Annotated in this window: 19 protein-coding genes and 1 pseudogene; 10 read left to right on the top strand and 10 right to left on the bottom strand. The window is 73.0% G+C overall.

Annotated elements, in window-relative coordinates; translation table 11 throughout:
• Window positions 1-85: 85 nt before the first annotated feature.
• On the top strand, window positions 86-1,126 hold the full coding sequence (locus tag FXF52_RS10570) for a type VII secretion protein EccE (protein WP_148795914.1): 1,041 nt from the start codon (window positions 86-88) through the stop codon (window positions 1,124-1,126).
• 11 nt (window positions 1,127-1,137) lie between these two features.
• On the opposite strand, the gene eccD is transcribed toward FXF52_RS10570, so the two are convergent.
• Genes eccD through FXF52_RS10545 form a run of 5 tightly spaced genes read right to left on the bottom strand, consistent with a single transcriptional unit; the run spans window position 1,138 to window position 7,195 of the window.
• On the bottom strand, window positions 1,138-2,511 hold the full coding sequence (gene eccD / locus FXF52_RS10565; RefSeq protein ID WP_148795912.1) for a type VII secretion integral membrane protein EccD: 1,374 nt from the start codon (window positions 2,509-2,511) through the stop codon (window positions 1,138-1,140).
• Entirely contained in the window at window positions 2,508-2,810 is a 303-nt protein-coding gene (locus tag FXF52_RS10560; RefSeq protein WP_148795910.1) for a YbaB/EbfC family nucleoid-associated protein, read from the bottom strand. The genes eccD and FXF52_RS10560 overlap by 4 nt, the downstream gene beginning before the upstream one ends.
• Before the next feature lie 58 nt (window positions 2,811-2,868).
• Complete coding sequence (locus FXF52_RS10555; RefSeq protein ID WP_148795908.1) at window positions 2,869-5,277, bottom strand: WXG100 family type VII secretion target; 2,409 nt, start codon at window positions 5,275-5,277, stop codon at window positions 2,869-2,871.
• Between the two features lies 1 nt (window position 5,278).
• Window positions 5,279-6,376, bottom strand: a complete 1,098-nt coding sequence (locus FXF52_RS10550) for a hypothetical protein (protein ID WP_148795906.1) — start codon at window positions 6,374-6,376, stop codon at window positions 5,279-5,281.
• A 54-nt stretch (window positions 6,377-6,430) separates the two neighbouring features.
• Window positions 6,431-7,195, bottom strand: a complete 765-nt coding sequence (locus FXF52_RS10545) for a hypothetical protein (protein WP_222870483.1) — start codon at window positions 7,193-7,195, stop codon at window positions 6,431-6,433.
• 197 nt (window positions 7,196-7,392) lie between these two features.
• Between FXF52_RS10545 and eccCa the strand changes: the two genes are divergently transcribed.
• From eccCa to FXF52_RS10510, 7 genes are all read left to right on the top strand, one after another.
• On the top strand, window positions 7,393-11,340 hold the full coding sequence (gene eccCa / locus FXF52_RS10540) for a type VII secretion protein EccCa (protein WP_187413432.1): 3,948 nt from the start codon (window positions 7,393-7,395) through the stop codon (window positions 11,338-11,340).
• Between the two features lie 185 nt (window positions 11,341-11,525).
• Window positions 11,526-11,876, top strand: coding sequence for a WXG100 family type VII secretion target (locus tag FXF52_RS10535; protein WP_222870482.1), 351 nt, complete (start codon window positions 11,526-11,528; stop codon window positions 11,874-11,876).
• Window positions 11,877-11,901: 25 nt separating this feature from the next.
• Window positions 11,902-12,204 (top strand): WXG100 family type VII secretion target, encoded by a 303-nt coding sequence (locus FXF52_RS10530; protein WP_148795904.1) that lies wholly within the window; start codon window positions 11,902-11,904, stop codon window positions 12,202-12,204.
• Between the two features lie 100 nt (window positions 12,205-12,304).
• Window positions 12,305-12,634 (top strand): hypothetical protein, encoded by a 330-nt coding sequence (locus tag FXF52_RS10525; RefSeq protein WP_148795902.1) that lies wholly within the window; start codon window positions 12,305-12,307, stop codon window positions 12,632-12,634.
• Window positions 12,635-12,638: 4 nt separating this feature from the next.
• On the top strand, window positions 12,639-13,913 hold the full coding sequence (locus FXF52_RS10520) for a WXG100 family type VII secretion target (protein ID WP_148795900.1): 1,275 nt from the start codon (window positions 12,639-12,641) through the stop codon (window positions 13,911-13,913).
• Entirely contained in the window at window positions 13,904-15,220 is a 1,317-nt protein-coding gene (locus tag FXF52_RS10515) for an alpha/beta hydrolase (protein WP_148795898.1), read from the top strand. Before FXF52_RS10520 ends, FXF52_RS10515 begins: the two co-directional genes overlap by 10 nt.
• Window positions 15,217-15,618 (top strand): hypothetical protein, encoded by a 402-nt coding sequence (locus tag FXF52_RS10510; RefSeq protein ID WP_148795896.1) that lies wholly within the window; start codon window positions 15,217-15,219, stop codon window positions 15,616-15,618. Before FXF52_RS10515 ends, FXF52_RS10510 begins: the two co-directional genes overlap by 4 nt.
• A gap of 13 nt (window positions 15,619-15,631) precedes the next feature.
• On the opposite strand, the gene FXF52_RS10505 is transcribed toward FXF52_RS10510, so the two are convergent.
• The gene (locus tag FXF52_RS10505; RefSeq protein ID WP_187413431.1) at window positions 15,632-16,915 is read right to left on the bottom strand and encodes an RNA-guided endonuclease TnpB family protein; all 1,284 of its coding nucleotides are present in this window, start codon (window positions 16,913-16,915) and stop codon (window positions 15,632-15,634) included.
• Here FXF52_RS10505 and tnpA point away from each other — a divergent pair.
• Window positions 16,904-17,308 (top strand): IS200/IS605 family transposase, encoded by a 405-nt coding sequence (gene tnpA, locus FXF52_RS10500; RefSeq protein ID WP_222870481.1) that lies wholly within the window; start codon window positions 16,904-16,906, stop codon window positions 17,306-17,308. The two genes, FXF52_RS10505 and tnpA, sit on opposite strands and share 12 nt — an antisense overlap.
• A 226-nt stretch (window positions 17,309-17,534) precedes the next feature.
• Here the strand turns inward: tnpA and FXF52_RS10495 are convergent.
• The 4 genes and pseudogenes from FXF52_RS10495 to FXF52_RS10480 all read right to left on the bottom strand — a co-directional run.
• Window positions 17,535-18,490 (bottom strand): annotated as a pseudogene (locus FXF52_RS10495) (alkaline phosphatase PhoX); the annotation flags it as partial.
• Window positions 18,491-18,706: 216 nt separating this feature from the next.
• Entirely contained in the window at window positions 18,707-19,981 is a 1,275-nt protein-coding gene (locus FXF52_RS10490; protein ID WP_222870480.1) for a S8 family serine peptidase, read from the bottom strand.
• Complete coding sequence (locus tag FXF52_RS10485; RefSeq protein WP_148795892.1) at window positions 19,978-21,063, bottom strand: sensor histidine kinase; 1,086 nt, start codon at window positions 21,061-21,063, stop codon at window positions 19,978-19,980. Before FXF52_RS10485 ends, FXF52_RS10490 begins: the two co-directional genes overlap by 4 nt.
• 398 nt (window positions 21,064-21,461) lie before the next feature.
• Window positions 21,462-21,845, bottom strand: a complete 384-nt coding sequence (locus FXF52_RS10480) for a nuclear transport factor 2 family protein (RefSeq protein WP_255471836.1) — start codon at window positions 21,843-21,845, stop codon at window positions 21,462-21,464.
• 168 nt (window positions 21,846-22,013) lie between these two features.
• Between FXF52_RS10480 and FXF52_RS10475 the strand changes: the two genes are divergently transcribed.
• A complete protein-coding gene (locus FXF52_RS10475) occupies window positions 22,014-22,562 on the top strand; it encodes a hypothetical protein (protein WP_148795888.1) in 549 nt (182 codons plus the stop codon).
• The last annotated feature ends 58 nt before the right edge of the window (window positions 22,563-22,620 follow it).

Genomic DNA, 22,620 nt, shown 5'->3' with positions numbered 1-22,620 from the left:
GAGCTTGGGGAGCCGAGTCATGCCGCCAGCCGCTACGGCCATCGCGCCACCGACCAGTCCCGGACGGTCCGGTGGCGTACCCCCGATGCCGGCGCCACCGGTCGGGCCACGCCGGTGGCTGGGGCTCGGCGTCGGCCGGTTGGTGCTCTGGCAGTGCGCGGTGCTGGTCGTGGTGGCCGTCGGCGGCCCGCACGACGCGGTCAGCGGCACGCTCACCGGGTTGGCGGCGGTCGTGGCGCTGGCCGCCGGGGCGCGCTGGCAGGGCCGCTGGCTGCCCGACTGGGTGGTCGTGCGCCATCGCTACCGGCGCCGGGCCCGGCGCACGCTGGTGGCGCTGCCCGTCCTGCCGACGCGCACCTACGCGGACCGGGCGGGCAACCGGGTCGGGCTGGCCGGTGACGGCCGTACGTGGAGCGCGCTGCTGCGCGTCGAACCGGGCGGTGACCTCGACGACCTGCTGTGCCGGCTGTTGGCCCGCTACGACGATCCCGACCTGCCGCTCGCCGGTGCGCAACTGGTCGACTGGACGTCCCCCGGCACCGGCAACGCGGCCCGCTGGATCGCCGTCCGGCTCGACCCCCGGATGGCCGCCCGCGCGGTACGGGCCCGGGGCGGCGGCCAGCCGGGGGCGGTCCGGGCCGTCGGCACCGCCGCGCTGCGGCTCGTCAACGAACTGCGCGCCGCCGGACATCAGGTCACCGCGCTCGACGGTGGTCAGCTGCGTGACGCGTGGGCCACCGTGCTCGGCGTCGACCCGCGGCGGGCGGACGAGCCGGGCAGCGAGACCTGGCGCTACTGGTCGCTGGGCATGCTGCACCAGGTCTGCTACCGCCCCCGCCGCGCCGTGCGGGACCGGGACTCGGTGCTCCGGCTGCTCCGCCGGCACGCCACCCCACCGGCTCTGGTCAGCGCCGTGTCGGTGCGGTGGGACCGGCAGCGGGGTGGCGGTACCCGCAGCAGCGCGCTGATCCGGGTCGGGGTGCCGGCCGGGCCGGCCCAGGAGGCGGTCGCCGACGCGGTCCGGCAGGCCACCGCCGGGTTCGACCGGACCCTGGTGCCGCTGCACGGCGCGCACGCCGAGGCGGCCCGGGAGACGCTGCCGCTGGCTGGCCTGCGGGTCGGTTAGCGCGCGGGCTCCTAACCGCCCCATGCGCGTACCGCGCCGTAGATGTCGAGCACCGCGGCGGCGACCGGCACCAGGCTGACCAGCGCCAGGAACTCCACCACGTCGAGCAGCCGGCCCCAGTACGGCGACGGCGCGCCGGCCGGCGCGCGGACCGCGTACGTCGCGCAGACCACTCCGGTGACCAGCAGCAACGCGGCGGCCAGCAGCCGCGTCCCGGGTCCACCGGCCAGGCTCGCCCGGACCGCCAGGCCGAGCACCGACCCGGCACCGGCGAGCAGCAGCGCGGCCCGCTGGCCGAGGCCGACGTAGGCGCGGGCGCGCAGCAGCAGCGCGGCGCCGACCAGGCCGGCCAGGGCCCACGCCCAGCGCCCGCCGACCAGCAGCAGCGCTGCGGCACAGCAGGCCACGATGACCGCCAGCCCCCACAGCAGCCCGGTGAGGATCCGCTCCGCCTGCTCGGTGTCGCCGACCACCTCAGGCCCGAGCGTCGGCCGCTCGTCCCGCCGGAACGCCTCCACGTCGGTCGGCACACCGGGCAGCGGCAGCCGGCCGAGCCGCAGTGCGAGCGTCGGCAGCACCGGGCTCGCCATCACCGCCGCGCAGCAGGTCACCGCCGCGATGGCGGCCGGCGGGGCGGTGGTGAGCAGCGCGGCGAGCGCACCCAGGCTGCCGACCGTGGTGGCCATTGCGGCCGCGACGAACCGCTGCTCGGCGACCGCCGCGGCGGCCAGCATCGTGTAGAGGGTGCCCGCCGCACCGGCCAGCGCCAGCCGTCCCGCGGTCAGTCCGGTGGCCGGGTCCAGGCCGCCGGCCGCCGCCGCCCCGGCGATCATCGTGGCCGGCACGCCGGCGGCGGCCACCGCCGCGCCGAGGCCCCGGTCGCCGAACGCCCGCGACAACGCCCCGCCGGCGATCAGCAGCGCCAGGGCCAGGACGCCGGCGAGCAGTGCGACGGTCGGCGCGGCCAGCCCGCTCCAGCCGACCGCGACCGCGACCGCGGTGAACGCCAACGCGGCGACCGCCCCGCCGACCTTCCGGGAGATCGCGGCCCGCCACACGCCGGGCCGGTCCGCCGCGGCGCTGGCGATGGCGTCCACCACGTCGTCGAAGAGCATCGGGGTGGCCCGCCGGTCGACGGTGCCCAGGTAGAGCACTTCGCCGTCGCGCACCCCGGCGCCGGTGACGGTGACCGAGCCGTCGAGCGGTGAACCGCCGAGGCGGCGCAGTTCCCAGCCGGCCCCGCCGGCCCGGTCGGCCTCGGTGGCCAGCAGCCGGACCAGTTGCGGGAGCAGTTCCGCCACCGTGCTCTGCGCCGGCAGCGACACGTCGAGTCGGGCGTGTGGCGCCACCACGGTGACCCGTCGGGGCGCGACCGCGGTAGTCACTGCTGGGCCTCGTCGAGCAGCGGGGCGTACCGCGCCGCGGTGGCCGCCGCGAGCTTGGCGAGGCCGTCGTTCACCGCCTCGAGGACGAGTTGGCCGAGGGTGTGGGCGTCGTAGCGGCGGAGCACCTGCGGGTCGATGGTCACGTCGGTGAACCGGCCGTCGCCCTTGAGTTTCACCGTGACGTCGCCGTTGCCGGCGTATCCGGTCAGCTCCATGGTCGCCACCGAGCGCTGAATGTCCTCGATCCGTTGCTGCTGCTCACGGACCTGGGCGAGCAGATCCTCGATCGCCGGTTCCATGTACCGTTCCTTCCCATTGCGCCGACGCCCGCCCGGCGCCGCGACGTCCACATTGGTACTACGGCCGCCGACCCTGCACGTCGTACTGGATCGATTCGCGGGTCTGGGTGGCGAGGTTCCCGAGATACGTGTATTGCGCCGCCGTAGTGTAGGCGGCCACGTAGTCGGCGCGGCCCGGGTCGGTGCGGGCCCACCGCACGGCCGCCTCGGCGGCGGCGCCGTCGACCGACCCGACCGGTACGGCCGGCGCCGATCCCCCGCCGCGCAGCTCGAAGTTGGCGAGGTCGGCGGCGGCCGTGTAGACGGCCCCGTTGCCAGTGAACTGTGGATGGTGGAACACGTCGGTGGGCAGGCTCTGCGGATGTACCGGGACGGGCGCCTGCATGGCACCGGTGATGACGTTGGCCGCCTGACCGACGGCGAAGCCGGCGAACGAGCCGACCTCCGGCAGCTTGCCGACGCCGAAGCCGACCACGTCCTTGACGGCGTTGGCGATCGCCACCTGCCGGGCGTAGGCCTCCTGGGCGGTCCGGGTGGCCTGCTCGGCGTCCTGCACGTTGGCGTACCAGATCGCGTTGGCGGCCGCGGCGTTGGTCAGACCGTCGACGTTGCCGGCGTACCGGCCGGCCTGCTCCATCGGGATCGTGCCCGCGTCGGCCTGCCGCAGCACGTAGTCCTGGTACAGGTCGGCGGCCGCGTTGATCTCGTTGCGGCCGTCCTGGGTGACCTGGGCGAGCATCAGCATGTGCCGGGCGTCGGTGCTGCCCAGCCGGTGCGCGGCCGGGTTGGTGTCCAGCCCGTCGAGCGGCTGGGCGTACAGGTCCATGTTCGGCACGGTGGCCCGGGCGATCGCCTCGGCGAAGTGTGGGTTCTCCCGCATCGCGGCCAGGGCCTGCGGGTACGACGCCGAGTCGGTGATCGTCTGGGTGAGGTTGACGTACGCACCGCGGGCCAGATCGTGCTCGGCGGGATCGGCGGTCCCAGCTCCGATCCAGTCGATGACCCGGCCCGCGGTACGGCCGTCGTCAGCCCACGCGAAGCCGGCCAGCCGACGCAAGGTCGCGGGGTCGCTGGCCAGCGCCGCATCGGCGACGTGGTTGCGGGTGGACACGTCGAGCATCGGGGTCAACGTCGCATCCACCCGCTGCTTGTCCCAGAGCACCGCGTCGTTGGTCGACACGTAGTACCCGGGCTGGCTGGGGTTGTGCCGGGAGAGGTCGTCGAGGCGCTGGGTGACGTCGGCGATCTCGCCGACCCGGCGGGTCACCGCGGCGGAGTAGTCGGCCCCGCCGACGAGATCCCGGTCGGCCGCGCCGGTCAACTGGGAGAGGGCCTCCCACTGGGCGTAGCGGGGCACGTCGAGCCGGGTGGTGTAGACCGTCTCGCCGATCACCCCGGTCAGCGGCGGCCGGCCCGGCGTGGCCGGCACCTCGTGGCTGAAGCCGAACGAGTCGACCCCGATGTTGGTCTCGGTGGTCGCCGGGTCGTGCACGAGGTCGCGGACCGCGGCGGGCAGGTCGGCCGGATCCTGCGAGAGCAGCAGGATGCCGTTGCCGACGGTCCGCAGCATCGCCTGCCGGTCGGCGGCGGCAAAGCCCGGGTCAACCTCGCCGAGCAGGCCGAGCAGGCTGGTCTGGTAGCGGTGTTCGGTGGCGTTGAGGTAGCCGGGCAGCTCGAACACCCGGTCGCCGAGCGCGCCGTAGAACGCGGTGAGGTAGGCCTTGTCCGCGGCGGACGGCGGCCGGCCGGTCCGGAGCCGGTCGGTGACCGTACCCAGTTGCGCCATGGCCTGCCGGAACCGCGCCGGCGACGCCGCTCCGGCGAGCGCGGCGCGCACCGCCTCCCCCGCGGTACGCCCGTCGGCGCCGGCCGCGGCGGTCTGTTCGGCGGTAGCCGGGCCGTCCACCCCGCCGAGTTCGGCGGTGGCCTGCGCCAGCACCACGCCGAGCGTGTCCTGGATCCCGCGCATCGCGGTCACCGCCTGCTCGCCGAGGCCGCGGGCCCGGTTGAGCAGGGCGGGAATCTGGCTGATCGGCACCGCCCGGGCAGTGGCGATCAGGATCTGGGCGTCGGCCCGGAACCGGGCGATGACCGCGTCGCCGCCGCTCGCCGCCGCCTCAAGTCCGCCGGCGGCACGTTCCAGCGCGGCGGCGTGCCGGCGCAGCCGCGCCTCGGCGCCGTCCAGGCCGGTGGCGACCCGGCATGCGGCCGAGCCGAACGCGTCGTACGCGGGGCCGCACCAGTGCGCCGCGAGCCCGGCCCGGCGCCGCAGCAGGTCGCCGGAGGTGCCGGCCGCCTGGTCGGCGATCCCGAGATACGTCTGCGCCGCGGCCCGCAGGCCCGCCGGGTCGCCGGTCATCCGCCGGCGGTACTCGGCCAGCACGGTGGCGTAGCGGTCGAGCAGCCAGGACAGTACGCCGGACAGGTCCAGGGTGGTCCGGGCCAGGGCGGGAAGCGCGCCGATCATCTCAGTTCACCCTGACCGAGCCGTCGGCGCCGACGCTGACGTCGGCGTCGACGGTCTGCCCGCCGGAGCTGGCGGTGACCTCAACGTCGAACGCTCGTCCGGTGTCCACCGGCACCTCGACGGTCACCTTCAGGTCGCCCTTGCTGGCCGTGATGGTCACGTCGTGGTCGCCGCCGGACTCGGCCGGTGCGGGCAGCGGGTGCGCGTCACCCGGCGTGGTCGGGGCCGGCAGGGTGTGCACCGGGCCGTCGGGCGTGACGGTCACCGGCGCCGAGCCGGAGGCGGACTGCCCGGGCTGCACCGCGACCCACTGGTCGGCGCCGAGCGCCGGGGGTACGTAGCTGGTCATCGACCCGCCGCCCGGATAGCCCGTACCGGTGAACGACGGCATGCCGCCGGTGCCGTAACCGCCGCCCAGGGCCGCCTGCCCCACCGCGGTGGCGACCCCGGACATCACCGGCGGCGCGACCACCGGGCTGTCCGCGAACCCGGGCCGGACGGTCGGGGTGGTCGACGAGCCACCGTCGTTGTTCGTCGAGAACAGCGCCTCGACCTGGCCGACGATGGTGGCCAGGCCGGTCAGGATCTGGCCGAGGTTGGTCACCCCGATGGCGGTGAGGATGCCACCGATGCCGGTGAGGAACGCCTTGAGGATCCCGGTGGTGCTGACCGCCAGCGCCCGCCCGGCCGCCCGGGTGTACGGGTTGGACATCAGCGCGGCGACGGTCGGGTTGACCGCGCTGACCACGGCCCGGTAGCCCGCCTGGGCGGTGGCCAGTTGCGCGGCGGCCCCCTCCAGCTCGCGGATGCCGGCGTACACGGTCTCGATGATCTGCTGGAAGCTGGCGAAGGACTGGGTCAGCTTCTGCGCCACCGATTCGCTCGCCGATCCGGCGGACCACACCTCGCGGAGCTGCTCGCGGGCCCGTTCGAGATCGGCGAGGAGGGTGACCAGGCGGGCCACCCGCACGGTCAGCGCCGCGGCGTGGGCGACGATCGCCGCCGGGTCACCGCCCACGATGGAGGGCAGTGCGACGGTGCTGGGTCCGCGGCCGCCGGCGGCGGCATCCATCGCGCCCGAGTTGGGGATGTCAAACACGGCGCACCTCTCTCAGCCTCAGGTGGTCGGGTCTCGGCCGCAGGTCGTCGGGGGTCACCACAGCGGGGTCGCGTCCGTCATCGGCCGGTAGACCCGGACGCGGCCGAACGCCGCCGCCGAGCCGACCGCGCCGTGGTTGTAGAGCTGGCCGTTCGCCCCGGCGACGCCGATCACCGGGCCGGCGTCGGCGGCGAACGGCTGCACGACCACCACGTCACCGGGGTGCACCAGGCCGGAGACGTCCCGTCCGCTGCCGGAGTAGACCGCGAGCAGGCCGACCCGTTCCTGGTTGGCGGGGCTGCTGTCGAGCCAGTCGGCGAAGTCCCGGGCGTCGCGGAAGGTCACGTCGGTCAGGGGCTGGACGGAGAGCTCGCCGAGCCGCGCCCGGCTCAGGTAGTCCAGGACGTTGCCGACGGACCCGGGTTCACCTGCCGCGCCGGCGCTGTCGTTGATCGCGTAGCCGGCGAGTGCGGCGCTGGGTGCCGGGCCGGTGGACTCCCCGGCGCTGTTCAGGCCACCGCCCAGTGCGGCGGCGACGGCCTGGTCCGCGGCGTCGTAGTCGTTGGCGCTGCGGTGGACCAGGTCGTTGGTCTCCTGCAGCAGCTGCAGCAGCGTGCGCATGGTGCTGACGAGCTGCCCCTGCATCGCGATGTTCGCCGAAGCGACCGGCGAGCCGAGCTTCGCGAACGAGGTCGGCGCCAGCGTCAGCCGCTCCAGCTCCATCACCGTGCTGTACACCTGGAGCAGAATGCCGACGACGTTCCCGACCACTCCGCGTACGGCGTCCGGCCGCACGTTGTACGAAGAGCCTGTCATCATCGATCGCACCTTCCCGCCGGATCGATCGGCCCGGACACGCGGGGCCGGACGGCTCACGGCGACCGCACGGTTCCGAAATGGACGCGGGTCATCGTAGGTTGATGCCGGCCGCCGCTTGAACGGCAAAACTACCCACGACCTGGTCCGTCAAAGTGACCATCGAGCACCGCTCCATCGAGCCGAGGAGGCGCTCCGGAATGTCCGTCGACACCTTCCGTCGCCGGGCCACGCTGCCCGAACCGCCCCGGGGCGAGATCATGTTGCAGGCCCCGCCGGCCCTCCCCCGCGGCTCCGGGCAGGGTGGCCTGCAGCTGATGTTCATGCTGCCGATGATGCTCGGCATGGGCGCCATGTCGTTCGTCTACATCGGTCGGTCCGGTGGGGCGATGACCTGGGTCTTCGGCGCGCTCTACCTCAGCGCCATGGTCGGCATGCTGGTGATGAGCCTGTCCCGGGGCGGCGCGTCGAAGAAGGCGCAGATCAACGACGAGCGGCGCGACTACCTGCGCTACCTCGGTGGCCTTCGCGGGCAGGTCCGCGAGGTGGCGGTCCGGCAGCGGGAGGCGGCCCTGGCGGCGCTGCCCGACCCGGCCGACCTGTGGTCGTTCGCCGGCACCGACCGGCTCTGGGAACGCGGCCGCAACGACCCGGACTTCGCTCGGGTCCGGGTCGGCACCGGGCCGCAGCGGCTGGCCACGGCGCTGCGGGCGCCGCAGACCGCACCGCTGGAGGATCTCGACCCGGTCTCGTCCACCTCACTGCGGCACTTCATCCGCACGTACGCGACGGTGGAGGGGCTGCCGGTCGCGGTGTCGCTGCGCTCGTTCCGGCGGGTCACCCTGGCCGGTGACCGCCCCGAGGTCCTGGACCTCGCCCGGGCCCTGCTGGCCCACCTGGTCACCTTCCACTCCCCGGACAATCTGCGCGTCGCCGCCTGCCTCGCACCGGACCGGCACGACGGCTGGGACTGGCTGAAGTGGCTGCCCCACGCGGTGCACCCGGGCCGGGCCGACGCCAGCGGGCCGACCCGGCTGGTCGCGCCCACCCTCACCGACCTGGCCGCGCTGCTCGCGGACGACCCGGCCGCGCCGGCGGCCCGGGGGCCGTTCAAGCCCGGGGCCCGGCCCGAGGCGCCGCACCTGCTCATCCTGCTCGACGGGGCCGGCACCCTGCCCGACGCGGGCCTGGACCCACCCGACGGCCTGTCCGGCACCACCATCCTGGAGATCGGCGGCGGCGCCGGTGCAGGCGCCGGCACCCTTGACCTGGTGATCGCCGACGGGCACCTCGGCATGCGCACCCCGGACGGGCTCGCGCTGGTCGGCGTACCCGACCGGCTCGGCGTGGCCGGTGCCGAGGTGGTCGCCCGGCAGCTCACCGCGCTGCACACCGGTACGCCGGTGGCCAGCGAGCAGCCGCTGGCGGGCACGGTCGGCCTGGCCGACCTGCTCGGCATCGGGGACCCCCGCCGGCTGGACCCGGCGGTCACCTGGCAGCCCCGGTCGGCCCGGGACCGGCTGCGGATCCCGATCGGGGTGGACACCGACGGACGCCCCGTCGACCTGGACCTCAAGGAGTCCGCGGAGGGCGGGATGGGCCCGCACGGGCTGGTCATCGGTGCCACCGGTTCCGGCAAGAGCGAGCTGCTGCGGACCCTGGTCACCGGGCTCGCCGCCACGCACTCCTCGGAGACGCTGAACCTCGCGCTGATCGACTTCAAGGGTGGCGCCACCTTCGCGGGCATGACCGACCTGCCCCACACCTGCGCGGTCATCACCAACCTCGCGGCCGACCTGACCCTGGTCGACCGGATGGCCGACGCGCTGCGCGGCGAGCTGGTGCGCCGGCAGGAGCTGCTGCGCGCCGCCGGCAACCACGCCTCGGTACGCGACTACGAGCGGGCCCGCGCCGGCGGTGCCCAGCTGCAACCGATGCCCTCGCTGCTGGTGATCATCGACGAGTTCAGCGAGCTGCTGTCGAGCCGACCCGACTTCATCGACCTGTTCGTGATGATCGGCCGGCTCGGGCGCAGCCTCGGCGTGCACCTGATGCTCGCCTCGCAACGGCTGGAGGAGGGACGGCTGCGCGGCCTGGACAGCCACCTCAGCTACCGGATCGGGCTGCGCACCTTCTCCGCGGCGGAGAGCCGGGCGGTGCTCGGGGTGTCCGACGCGTACGAGCTGCCGTCCGTGCCCGGCTCGGCGTACCTGCGGTTGGACACCAGCACGTTGCAACGCTTCAAGGCCGCGTACGTCTCGGGGGAGCTGCCGCCCGAGCAGCCGGCCGCCGCGGTCGAGGAGGTGCCGTACGGGCGGCGGATCCTGCCGTTCGGGCTCGCCCCGCTGGCGCCGGCCGACCCGGTGACCACCCCGGCGCCGGCGAGCGGTCCCGCCGTTCAGCAGTCCGGCGGCGAGACGGTGCTGAGCGCGATGGTCGGCCGGCTGCTCGGCCGCGGGCCGGCGGCACACCAGATCTGGCTTCCCCCGCTGGCCGACCCGCCCACCCTCGACCAGTTGCTGCCGCCCCTGGACGTCGACCCGGAGCGCGGCCTGTGCCCGGTCGGCTGGGCCGGCAACGGGCAGCTCACCGTGCCGCTGGGCATCGTGGACAAGCCTTTCGAGCAGCGCCGGGACCTGCTGTGGGCGCAACTGTCCGGGGCCGCCGGGCACGCGCTGGTGCTCGGCGCTCCGCAGAGCGGCAAGAGCACCCTGCTGCGTACCCTCGTGACCGCGCTGGCCCTCACCCACACCCCGGCCGAGGTGCAGTTCTTCCTGCTCGACCTCGGCGGCGGTCTGGCCACGCTGTCCGGCCTGCCGCACGTCAGCGGCTACGCCAACCGGATGGACGCCGAACGGGTCCGCCGGATGATCGCCGAGTTGACCGGCCTGCTGGCCGAGCGGGAGCAGTCGTTCGCCGCGCACGGCATCGACTCGGTCGCGGACTTCCGTCGGCGGCCCCCGCCCAGCCCGGACGGGCGGGCGTTCGGCGACGTGTTCCTGATCGTCGACGGTTGGCTGACCCTGCGCCAGGAGTTCGAGCCGCTGGATGAGGCGGTCACCACGCTGGCCGCCCGTGGTCTCGGCTTCGGCGTGCATGTCGTGCTGTCCGCCAACCGGTCGATGGAGATCCGGCCGGCGCTGCGTGACCTGATCGGCACCCACGTCGAGCTGCGGCTCGGCGACCCGGCCGACTCGGCGTACGACCGGCGGGCCGCGGCCGGCGTGCCGAAGGACGCACCGGGCCGCGGCCTCACCGCCGACAAGCTGCACTTCCTCGGCGGACTGCCGCGGATCGACGGCCGCACCTCGGTCGCCGATCTGCCGGACGGCGCGGCCGACCTGGTCCGGCAGGTGGCCGCGAGCTGGCGCGGCCCGCGAGCCCCCCAGGTGCGGCTGCTGCCCCGGTTGGTTCCGGCCACCGACCTGCCCGGCCCGACCGGCGACGACCGGCGGATCCCCATCGGGCTGGCGGAGGCGGACCTGGGACCGGCCTGTCTGGATTTCGACGCCGACCCGCACTTCATCGCCTTCGGCGACGTGGAGTCCGGCAAGACGGGGCTGCTGCGGGTGATCGCCGAGCAGATCGTGGCCCGCTATCCGGTCGCCGACGCCGCCGTCGTCGTCGCCGACTACCGGCGCGGGCTGCTCGACGCGGTCACCGGGCCCCACCTGCTCGGCTACGCCGGGAGCGAGCCGGTGCTCACCCAGCTCGTCGCCGAGGTGGCGGAGGGCCTGCGGCGGCGGCTTCCCGGCCCGGACCTGACCACCGCGCAGCTGCGGGACCGCAGCTGGTGGACCGGCCCCGAGTTGTTCGTCCTCGTCGACGACTACGACCTGGTGGTCTCGCCGAGCCACAACCCCCTCGCGCCGCTGCTGGAATTCCTGCCCCAGGCCAGGGAGGTCGGCCTGCACCTGGTGCTCACCCGCCGCTCCGGCGGCGCCAGCCGCAGCCTGTTCGAACCGGTCGTGCAGCGGCTGCGGGACCTGGGCACGCCCGGTCTGCTGCTGTCCGGCTCCCGCGACGAGGGTGCGCTGCTGGGCGACGTCAAGCCGAGCAAGCAGCCGCCCGGACGCGGGCAGCTGGTGGACCGGCGGACCGGGGTGTCGCTGGTACAGGTCGCCTGGGTCGGCGCCGACCCGGGCTGACCGCCGGCCGCCCGGCCACCGGGACTGCCGGCGCCTCCGCCCGGTGCCGGTGCCGTGTGGGTAATAGTGCCGATACGTGCCGGGTAGTTGTGCCGTACTGACACCGGGTCACGGCTGCATAGCATCCCCACCGTGTAGGGCGCCGCGAGTCGGCGCGCAACTCCGCCAAGAGGAGGTGACCCGACGTGGCCAGTCCCGGATACCAGAGTGATGCCGCCGCGATGACGCGAGCGGTCCGTGGGTTCGACGAAGCCGCGACCAACACGGCCCGGACCATGTCCGAGCTGGAGAGCGAACTTGTATCGGTGCTGAGCCGGTACGCCGGCAACCAGGCCACCGCGTTCTGGCAGCTGCAGAACCGGCTGCAGGAGAGCATGAAGGCCGCGTCGCGGGAGCTGCAGACCATGTCCGGCCTGGTCAACGAGAGCTTCCGCAACTACGACAGCGGCGACGCGGCCGCCGCCGATTCGCTGCGGGGCCTCACCGGCGCTGTCAGCGAGGGCAGCGGTGTCCTGCGCCGGATGGCCGGCGCCTAACCAGCCCAGAAAGGGGTGATGTGAGATGACCGCCGACGTGATCAACGTCGAGTTCGCCGCGCTGCGGGCCGCCGCCGACTCGCTGCAGGTCAAGGCGCAGGCGCTGAACAGCCACATGGACCAGTTGCACAGCAGCCTGGCCCCGATCAAGGAGACCTGGTACGCCTCCGGCAGCACCGCCGGTCAGTCCGCGGAGCAGTCCGAGACGCGGCTGCGGGCGGCGCTGGCCGACATCATCGCGGTGATCGGTCAGTTCTCCGGCAAGGTGCACGAGGCGCATGACACCCAGCTGGCGCTGGAGAACAGGAACACCAGCTTCTTCGCCTGAACCGGGCGGCGACGGCGGCGTGGGGTGGGGCGAGGTCGTCCCACCCCACGCCGCCCCGCTGGTCGGCGCGGCTCTCAGCCGAGCTCCGAGACAGGAGAGCGTGACGATGTCCTACGAGGAGTCGTTCCGGGTCCACCTCGAATCGCTGCTGGCGTTCGCCCGCGAGCTGGAGGACCAACTGGAGGCGATGCGCAGACCCACGGACAGCATGGGTCAGTTGCGCGTCCGGCCCGTACTGCTCGGCGAGTTCGGTGAGGCGTCCTCGCTGGCTGACCGGCATCGCGCGGCGGCCGAGCAGATGCACGACCTGCTGCACACCGTGCGGGCGGCGATCGCCTTCGCCAACGACGTCACCCGCATGATCGCGGACGGGTACGCCGACTACGACGTCGGCGTCGCCACGTCCTTCCGCGTACACGGAAAGGACTGACACGATGCCGGGTCACGGTCGGGCGCGGACCGACTTCAGCCAGTACAACCACCACCAGTTGGTCCAGATGCTGCACGCCGGCAAGCCGGAGTCGGTGGCCGCGGCAGCGGAGGACTGGGGGGCCGCCGGCACCGCACTGCACGAACGCGCGGGCGATATCGAACGCCAGCTCCGCGAGTTTCAGCAGTGGTGGGACGGCAGCGCGGCCCGGCAGTACCAGACGATGATCAACGACTTGACCTCGGGCATCCGGCGGGTGGCCGACACGGCGTTCGCGGTACGGGACCTGGCCCACTCGTCGGCCGAGGCGCTCACCGCCGCCATCGCGGCGATGCCCGCACCGGTCGACGTACCCGATCTCGCCCCCTCGGTCATCGCCGCCGCCACGACGCCGCTCATCGTGCCGGCGGACACTCCGCCCGCCACGGTCGACGCGCTGCGCCAGCAGCAGGCCGAGGCGGCCGTCGAGGTCCGCGCCCAGCAGCAGGCACAGGCCGCGTCGAACGCGGCGCACCAGCAGGCGGTGCAGGTGATGAACGTCCTCGCCGCCGAATACGTCATCGCCGAGGATTCGATGCCGGCCACCCCGCACGCGGTGTCGCCCCCGGCCGCCGGCACCCCGGTCGAGGAGGTGTCGCCGCCCACGCCGGCCGTGCCGGTGGCGCCGCAGCCCGGCGGCGACCCGTCGGCCCCACCGGCCGCCCCGGCGCCGCTCGCCCCGGGCGGGCAACTCCCGGCGGCCTCGCCTCCGCTGTTCGGCACGATGTTCACCGCCGGACTGGCCGCGGCGTCCGCCGCGCTCGGCGGCCGATTCGCCACCGTGCCACCCCGGCTCGGCGCCAAGCCGAGAGACGACAACAAGAAGGACGACAAGAAGAAGGACACCGCCCCGAAGCCGCCGACGACCGAGACTGCGGCCGGCGGTGCCCGGATCCCCACCGGCGGGGGCGGCGGCGGGGGCGGTGGTGTCGGGGGCGGCGGCGGCGACCTCTCGCCGGTGGCCAACCAGACGCTCGCCGGGCACGCCGGCGGGCCCGCGGTGAGCGGCCTCGCCGGAGCGGCGGGAACGGCCGCCGGGGCGGCCGCGGCGAAGGGCATGGCGGGCGGCTTCATGCCGGCCATGCCGTACGCCCCGATGGGCGGCGCCGACGGAGCCGGCGGCCGGCGGATCCCGCCCTGGCTGGTCGAGACCGAGGACGTCTGGGGCGAGCGGTCCGTGGTGGCACCGGCCGTGATCGGCGAGGAGCCCGAGCAGCCGGGAACCCCGTCATGGACCTGACCACTGCCGGATTCCGGGTCGTCCCGACCGCGCTGGACGACGCGGCGGCCGAGTTCACCAGCGGCGCCGACCGATTGACCGCCATCCGCGGCCAACTCTCCGCGCCAGCCGTCGACGGCAACGCGTTCGGGCTGGTGCCGCAGTCCCAACAGCTCATGCACGCACACGGCAGCAGCCTCCAGCTCAGCACCACCGAGCTGGAGGCCGCAGTCGTGGGCACCCGGCGGCTGGCCACCGGGATGACCGCGACGGTGGCCAACTACCGGCAGGGCGACGCCCAGGCGAGCCAGGGATTCCGGCAGCTGCTGGGACTGACCGGCGGCACCGCCCCGGCCGACGCCGGAGCCGGCGCACCGGGCGGCACGATCCCGTTCGCCACCCGGATCACGACCAACCGCGAGGCGGTCGCCACCGAGTTGGCCGCCGAGCGGCAACGCCTCGCCGGCTACCAGGCCCAACTGACCGGCGACCCGGCCACCGACCGCGAGCTGCGCGAGACCATCACCCGCTCACAGGCCCGCATCGACCTGTACGAGAACGTCCTCGCCGAACACCGCAAGATCCTCTCGTTCGACCCGTCCGGCGACGGCTCGATGGTCGAACTCGTCGGCGACCTCGGCGCCGGTACCCGCAACGTCGCCGTGTTCGTGCCGGGCACCTACTCCGAGCTGGCCACCTTCGAGCGGTACCGGGACGCCGCGGCCGGTTTCGTCGACGCCGCCCCCCGGCGGGACCTGTCCATGGTCGTCTGGATGGACGGCGACCTGCCGTCCAACCTGTTCCCGCAGGCGCCCTCGGCGAGCTACGCCGACGCGCTCGGGCCCCGGCTCGCCGACTTCTCCCGGGAGCTGCGTGCCGAGATCGCCGGCTCCGCGGCGGCCGGCAACGACGTGCAGGTCACCTTCGCCGGCCACTCCTACGGCGGCGCCATCGTCGGCACCGCCGAGCAGTACGGCCTGGACGCCAACCGGGTCCTGCACATCGAGTCGGCGGGCATGGGCCACGACGTGGACGGCCCGGAGGACCTGCATCCGGCCCGGCCCGACGTGCAGCGCTACTCGATGACCGCGCCGGGCGACCCGATCGCCTGGGTCCGGGACATCAACATCGGCAACTGGGGGCACGGCGCCGACCCGGACGAGTTCCCCGGCGTGGTCCGCTTGGAGACCGGCAACTATCCCGACGGACGGCCGTTGCGGGGTGTCGCCGCGCACTCCGACGTGCTGACCTACCACAGTGACGCGTGGTGGAACATCTATCAGGTGTTCACGGGTGGCGCGGTGGTGACGGTACCGTCGGCGCCATGACCAGACCGATCGACTTCGAGCCGCTGGCCGCGGTGGCGGGGCCGCTGCGGGACGTGCTGGACGGGATCGCCGCGCGGTTCGGCGCCGACGTCCGGATCAGCCGCGACGAGCAGCTCGACTGCGATCCGTTCCGGCCGGCCGGCGCGCCGAGTGAATCGGTGCGCTGGGAATACAACCTGCGGGTGCCCACACCGCCGGACGCCGCCGAGATCCTGCTCGCCGAGGTGGTGCCGGCGTTGACCGCGGACGGCTGGCGGGCCACCGACCGCAGCAGCGTGACCGAGCTGGCGTACCAGTTCCAGCGAGACGGGACGAACCTCGGCGTGCACGTCTCCCGGGACGGCACCGGCGACGTGGTGGTCGGCGGCTCCAGCCGCTGCGTCCCGACCGGCGCTTGACATCCTCCCCTGCCTAATGGCGGGAGATTCCCGCTTCCAGCGCTGGTTGTCTGCGCCGCTGGGCGGGTGGTCGACAGGGCGCCGGTCGACCCCTGTCCCGGGCTGCCCGCCCGGTGAGCTGGGGCGCCGCCTCGGCGGCGTCCCTGACGTTGATCGCCGCGTTCACGTCAGCGTTCGCCTGGTATCCGCAGGACCCGCACCGGAACACCGCTTGGCTTTCGCGATTGTTCCGGTTGGTGTTCCCGCAGCGGCTGCACTGCTGGGAGGTGAACGCGGCTGGCACCTTCACGATTCGCGTGCCGGTGATACGTGCACGGTTGGCCAAGGCCACCTGGAACAGACCCCAGCCCTTGTCGAGGATCGCCCGGTTCAGTCCGGCCTTCTGGCGCACGTTCGTGCCAGGCTCCTCGACGGTACCCTTTGCGGTGGCGGTCATGGCCTTGATGTTGAGGCCTTCGATGCTGATTGCCGCGTGCTGGGCACAGAGCCGGTTCGCCGCCCACATCACGAAGTCGCGACGTCGGTTGCGGGTCTTCGCCTCGGCCCGGGCAATCTCCGCACGAACCTTACGGGCACGGTTCGAGGTCTTCGCGCCGCGCTTGCGACGGGTGGTATCCTGCCGGCCGGCCTTCGACTTGAGTCTGGCCAGGTCGCGTTCCTGACCAGGTGAGGTGAAGGTACGGTTCCACATGCGGCCGTCGGACATCGCCAAGGCGACCTTCACGCCACGGTCGACGCCCACGACGGTGTCGGGCCGGGCGTGCATCTCGGGTGTGGTGACATCAATGTGGACGCCGAATCCGACGTACCAGGCAACGCCGTCGAAGGACACCACCGCGTTGCGGACCGCGCCGCCCAACGGACGAGACCAGCGGAACTTGACCACGCCAACCTTCGGGAGGCTGACGGCACCCCACCGGCGGTTGAGACGCCAGACTTGGATCGCCTGACCCGGGAACGGAACCGACAACCGCGCCGACCTGCGCCTGTGTGTCGGCGCCCCGGCAGGGTGCTGCGGATTCCACCAGTTGCGGTACGCCTGATCCAGTTGACGCAACACCTGCTGGCCGGACTGCGCCGGCAGATCCGCCACCCAGTCCAGTTCCTCACGCGCCTCAGTCAGGTAGGCGCACTGGGCGGTGACCCCGAGTGTTGTCTTGCGCTGCCGCCACGCGAACTGGCGCTGCTCCAACGCGGTGTTGTACAGCCAGCGGCACGTGTGCCCCCACGACGTCAGACGCTCAGCCTGCCCCTCGGTAGGGTACAGCCGGTATCGCCGGCCGGCGTGGACTTTCACACCCCTCATCCTACATTCGATTTCATCACCGCTGACCACCCGGTTCGCCCCGGCTGGCACTGCACTTTTCCTGGTTCACGCCGATTTGGTTTTCGCAGCGAAGTATTTGGCTCTTCAACGACGGAACACCTGCATCACCTCGAACGTGTGACGCGCCAGGTGTGCGAGCAGTTCGAGTGCGAATTGCTCGAGTTCGACGGCGACGTCAACCACGTCCACCTCCTGGTCGGCTTCCCACCCAATCTGGCACTGTCGAAAGTGGCCAACTCCCTCAAAGGCGTGTCCTCGCGCTATCTACGCCGCAGCTTCCCCGAGATTCGCCGCTACTACTGGCGGGCGCCCGACTGTGGTCCGGACCCTACTTCGCCGGCTCTGTCGGAGGCGCACCATTGACAGCGCCGCGCCAATACAATGAGCAACAGAACCACCCCGACCGGTAAAAACCCTCGCAGCCGTTCGTCGCTCAGAACTGGAAGCCGCTTCATCACCGCCCTGAGGGCGGCGCACTGCGGCTTGAAGGTGGTAGGCGGCCATCGCCGCACCGGTCGACCGGCCCGGCCGGGAATCCTGGCCCGCCCGCAGACTGGGCGGGCCAGGGTGATCCCGTACGGATCAGGCGTCAGGTATGGAACGGCCCGGTCACGCAGTAGGTGATGCCGCCGGACGAGGAGCCCGTCGTGCCGCGCTGGGACGAGAAGTAGAGCCGGTCACCGGCGGGGGTGAAGGCGGGGCCGGTGATTTCCGACGAGCTCTGTCCAGTGATCCGCAGGAACACCGAAATCGTGTCGTCCGGGGTGATCATGCAGATCTCCATGTTGCCGCCGTCCTCGGCGACGTAGAGGTCTCCGAACGTCGAGCCCGTGACGTTGTCCACCCCGGTGAGCGGCGCCGGGCCCGGGTTGACCAGGCTGTCGTCGTAGGCCAGCTCGTAGGTGTTGTTGGCGAGTTGACCTGCCAGACCCGGTTGTCGCCCTTGGTGGTGAACCAGACGGTGTCGTTGGCGTAGTGGCAACCTTCCCCGCCGTTGAAAACCTTCGCGCCAGGGACCTGCCTGCGGGTCACCGTGGGCGACCCGTCCGGGTCAGGAACGGTGGCCCAGGTGAACGTACCCGAGGTTGCGGTACCGGCCACCAGGACCTGCACGGTGCCGGCGGAGAGGTCACCCCAGGTGGTCGGGACGAACCGGTAGAACGGACCGTCGGTTTCGTCCTCGATCAGGTAGATGACCTTGCGGACCGGGTCGGCGGCGGCTTCGTGCTTGAACCGGGCCATGGCCGGTCGTGCGACGGCCGTACCGCCCAGGGGGTAGGTCTCCCAAACCCGACCGAGGCTGATCTCCTCGCAGGACAGCCAGGTGTGCCATGGGGTCTTGCCGCCGGCGCAGTTGTTGTTGGTGCCGGACAGGATGCGGGAGGCGCCGGTGATCTGACCGGTGGAGTTGAACAAAAAACATCGATGCGCCGCCGCCGGACGTGCGCTGGTCTCGGCGTTGGACACGTAGATCCAGCCGGTGCCGTTCGGAATCACGGCACCACCGTCCGGCGCGTTGTGCCAGACGTACGACGTGCCGGGCACCCTCCTCGAATTCGGGTACAGAGAACATAGTGGTGCTTTGCCGTACAGCGGCGAAGCGTGAGGTGAACGGCGCACGGCGACCACTTATCAATCGATAGACAGCGATCTGATAGCCAGCCGGGTCAAACCCGGAGACGTGCAGCCACGCCAATGTCGCCGAAAATTCCCAGCTCACTGCCAGCGAAGGCACCGAATCCAGCAACTACGGCTGGCGTACTACCCGGGGCGCCAGCCGCGGGCGCGGCCCCGACGCGCCACGGCCGTCCCGATCCCGATCAGCAGGGCCGCCGTGAGTCCCCCCAGTGCCAGCGGCGCCACCCGGCGGTCCGCTCCGGTGCCGGTGTCCGGCCGAGCCGCGGCGACCGGCTGCACGCTCGGTTGCCCGGCGCCCGGTGTGGTCTCGACGCCCTCGGCGGTCACCGCCCGGTACGGGTCGACCATCCCCCAGCCGAGCTGCGGGTGATGCCCCTCGACCGCGGTCCGGTTGGCGGTCGACTCGATCCGGCGCACCACCTCGGCGGCACTGAGCCCCGGCCGGTACGACCGCACCAGCGCCGCCGTGCCGGCCACGAACGCCGCCGCGTAGATCGGGTCGTCGACCACCGGGGTGTGCCCCAGTCGACCGCCCGCTCCGGCGGAGAGGCTCAGCAGCCCCTTTCCCGGTGCGGCCACCCCCAGGTAGGCGCCGGACTCGGTCGACGCGACCGCCCCGTCCCGTCCGAACGCGCCGACCGCCAGCACCTCAGGCAGCGCGGTCGGGTAGCTGGTCGCGCCGCGGGCCTGCGTACCGGGCGCGGCCGGCGACACCACCACGATGTCGGCGGCGACCGCCCGGGCGGTGGCGGCCCGCAGTTCGGCGGTGTTCGTGGTCACCGGTACCGCCACGAGAATCACCTGGGCGCGGGCGGAGACCGCGGCGTCGATGGCGGCGGCGAGCCGGCGCGGGTCGGCGGCGTCGCCCTGCCGGGTGCTCTGGGTGTAGCGCACCGGGAACACGGACACGCCGGGAGCCAGACCGGCGAAGGTCGTCCTCTCGTCGGGCTGGGCGGCGATCAGGCCGGCAGCGAACGTACCCCGGCCGTCGCAGTCGTCGATGGCCCCGCCCCGGTTGGCCAGCACATCCCGGCCAGCCTCGACCTGGCCCCGGCGGAACTGTGCGTTGCGGCGGTCGACACCGGTGCCGAGCACGGCGACCCGTACCCCGGTGCCGGTGGTCAGTGGCCAGACCCGGCCCGGGTCGAGCAGTTCCGTCGCCCACGGGGTGCCGGCGGTGTGCACGCCTGCCGGTCTGGCACAGCCGATCGGCGCCGCGAGGCCCGGGACCGCGAGGCGTGCCGGCGCCGGATGCCCCACGGCCGGGGCGGCACCGGCCGGCGGCGCACAGAGCAGCACGCCGGCGAGGCCAGCCAGGATGCCGAGGCCGGGCCGGACGCCGACCCGATCCGACCGGGTCGGGCCGAACGCACGCGGGTGCCGGGCCGGTCGGTTCACGCCGGCATCCGCAGGGTCACCCGGGTGCCCCGGCCCGGCCAGGATTCGACGCTCACGGTCCCGCCGACCTCGCGCGTCCGCGCCACGATCGACTCCCTGATGCCGAAGCCGGGCCGGCCCGCCAGATCGAAGCCGCAGCCGTGGTCGCGGACCACCACGACCAGAGTGTCGCCCGCCTCGTCAACGCGGACCACCGCGTCGCCGACCCCCGCGTGCTTGGCCACGTTGCTCAACGCCTCCCGGACCACGCCGAGCAGCGCGTCCCGCCACCGCCCAGGCAACTGGCTGCCAGCACCGGCGGCCACCGCCAACTCCACCCGCAGCCCGCGGACCGCGAACTCCCCGACCAGCTCGGCCAGCGCACCGGCGAGCGGGGTGTCCGGCGCGCCGCCGAACTCGTCGAGGACCCGGCGTAGTCGACCAGCCTGAGCCCGGGCGACGCCCCGCAACTCGGCGAGCTTGGCCGCCGGCGACGTCTCGTCGGCCGCGCTGTGCAGCGCGATGGCCTCCAGGGTCTGCAGCACCGTGTCATGCATCGACCGCAGCGACCGGGCCCGCTCGGCCTCCCGGCCGGCCCGGATCCCGTACAGCATCGCCATGTGGACGCTCAACCCGCAGATCACCAGCGCCACCATCGTGACGGCCACGGCCGATCCGAGCCAGCCGAAGCGGCCGGCCACCACCCCGGCGTCCGCGGCCGCGCCGAAGGCGGCCATCGACACCTGCACCGGCACCGACAACAGCACCGCCACCACACCGCCGAGCAGGCCGTACGCCCCGGTGGTCAGGACCACCGCCCCGGCCAGGTAGGACCAGAAGACCTCGACGTCCGGTGCCGCCGCACTGGCCACCACGTTCACGCCGTACGCCACAGCCAGGTCGACCAGCGCCGCTCCGCGCAGCCGCGCGAGGTCCGCCGTGGGCCGGCGCCAGGACGCGACGAACGCGACGACGTTGCCGGCCAGCAGCAGCATCCCGACCGGCAGCAGCGAGGCCAGCGCCACCGTCCCACCGCGTACCGCGAGCAGGGTCAGGGCGACGGGCAGGACGAACACCCGGTACGCCAGGGCACCGAGTAACACGCAGCGGGAGGCCTGGCGGTGAAGAGCGGCGCACGCGGCGGCTCCGGCCGGGCCACGGGCGTGCGAGCACAGCCGTGCCGTCCGCACCGGTTGGTGGGGAGACGGCGCGAATCCCGCCAACGCGCCCCGGGTCAGCAGCATGAGCATCGGGCCCGTCGCACCGGCACTATCGGCTGTCACGGATCCCACCGCGCCGCGCCGAGCCAGTGCCCACGGTCAATCCCTTCATTCACATCGCGAACCGCTCGTCACAGTCGGTCGAAGGATGGATCGCGGTCAGTTTTCCCGACAGATGACCTTCAAAGCAAGGCCCTGACTGTCCTCATTCGACAAGTCGCGCCCGATGGATCTGTTAGGAAGCTGAGGCAACTAATAACCTTCTGGCGCTGCCGTGGCTCCTACCACCGCTCCACGAGATGTTCTCGTCCTGGAGGCGGGTCGTACGGCTCGGGCCAGTAGTCGGTGATCCGGTTTATGCGGCCCTGCTCGTCCACCTCAATCCAGATGCAAGCATCCTGCCCGTCGGCGCCTACCCGAACGTCAAGCCACAACGCGGCAAGGCGGCCATCAGCGACCAGGCGGCGCACCCGCAGATGCCAGTCACCCGGATACTCCATATTGAACTGGAGGAACGCGGACCTGCCGAGGAGGCGCTCGCGGGTCTGTGGCATCTCGTAGACCACGTCCTCGGCGAGCAAGGTGGTGAGCCGGGGCCAGTCACGTTGTTCGAGGTGCTCGACGTACGCATTCGCGATCTGCCGGGTCTCGGCTGTGTCGTACACGTAGCGGACGCTATCTTCCGGCACCGACAACAACCGGGTCGCTGGGATTCCGCCACCTCGGCAAAGGGCGAGCCCCAGTGGAGGTGGGTGCGGCGGACTCCCCCGGCCGGGGCCAGGAGCCGGGAACGGGGCCGGGAACACCGCTCCAGGCGCTGTACCGTCTCGGCCATGGTCGACGTCGGGCCCCAGCGGCCTCTGCCGGCAACGTCGCCCGCGCCGGAGGAACCGCGCCCGAGGCTGTTCACTGTGGCGCTGGCGCTGGTCTGGATCGGCGTCGTGGTCGGCGCGCTCGACCTGGCCGCCAACACCGTGGGCCTGTTCACCGCGATCTGGGTGTGGCGCGGGCACATCGACAATTACCCGGTGGTGCTGCTCGTGCTCGCGGCACCGGCCGTCGTTGTCCTCGCCGCGATTGTCGGCACTCTCCGGCTGCTCCGGCGTGCCCGTGCCCGGAGTAGGCGGGGGCGGGTCGGGCTGGCGAGCCTGATGTTCTGCTTCGTGCCCGGCGCGGCCGTGAACTACAGCATCACCGAGCTGTTCTTCCTCTTCTGGGCAGTCAGTGACTGGGCCACCGGCGGCAACAGCCAGGTGCCGAACTGGGCAGCCGCACTGCTGGCCGGTTCGATGATCGCGGACGGCGTGCTGCTGCTGCTCGCGCTGGCCGCCGGGATCCTCCTGGTGCTGCCCATCTCTGCCCGGCACGCCAACCTGCCATGACGGCACCCGGCGACTCACGACCTCGGTAGCTCACCAAACTTGACCGGGAGTTGGCGCC

Source organism: Micromonospora sp. MP36, assembly GCF_008119785.1.
Lineage (GTDB): Bacteria > Actinomycetota > Actinomycetes > Mycobacteriales > Micromonosporaceae > Micromonospora.
Note: the sequence above shows the minus strand (reverse complement) of the source record. Positions and strands in the feature narration are given on the sequence as shown.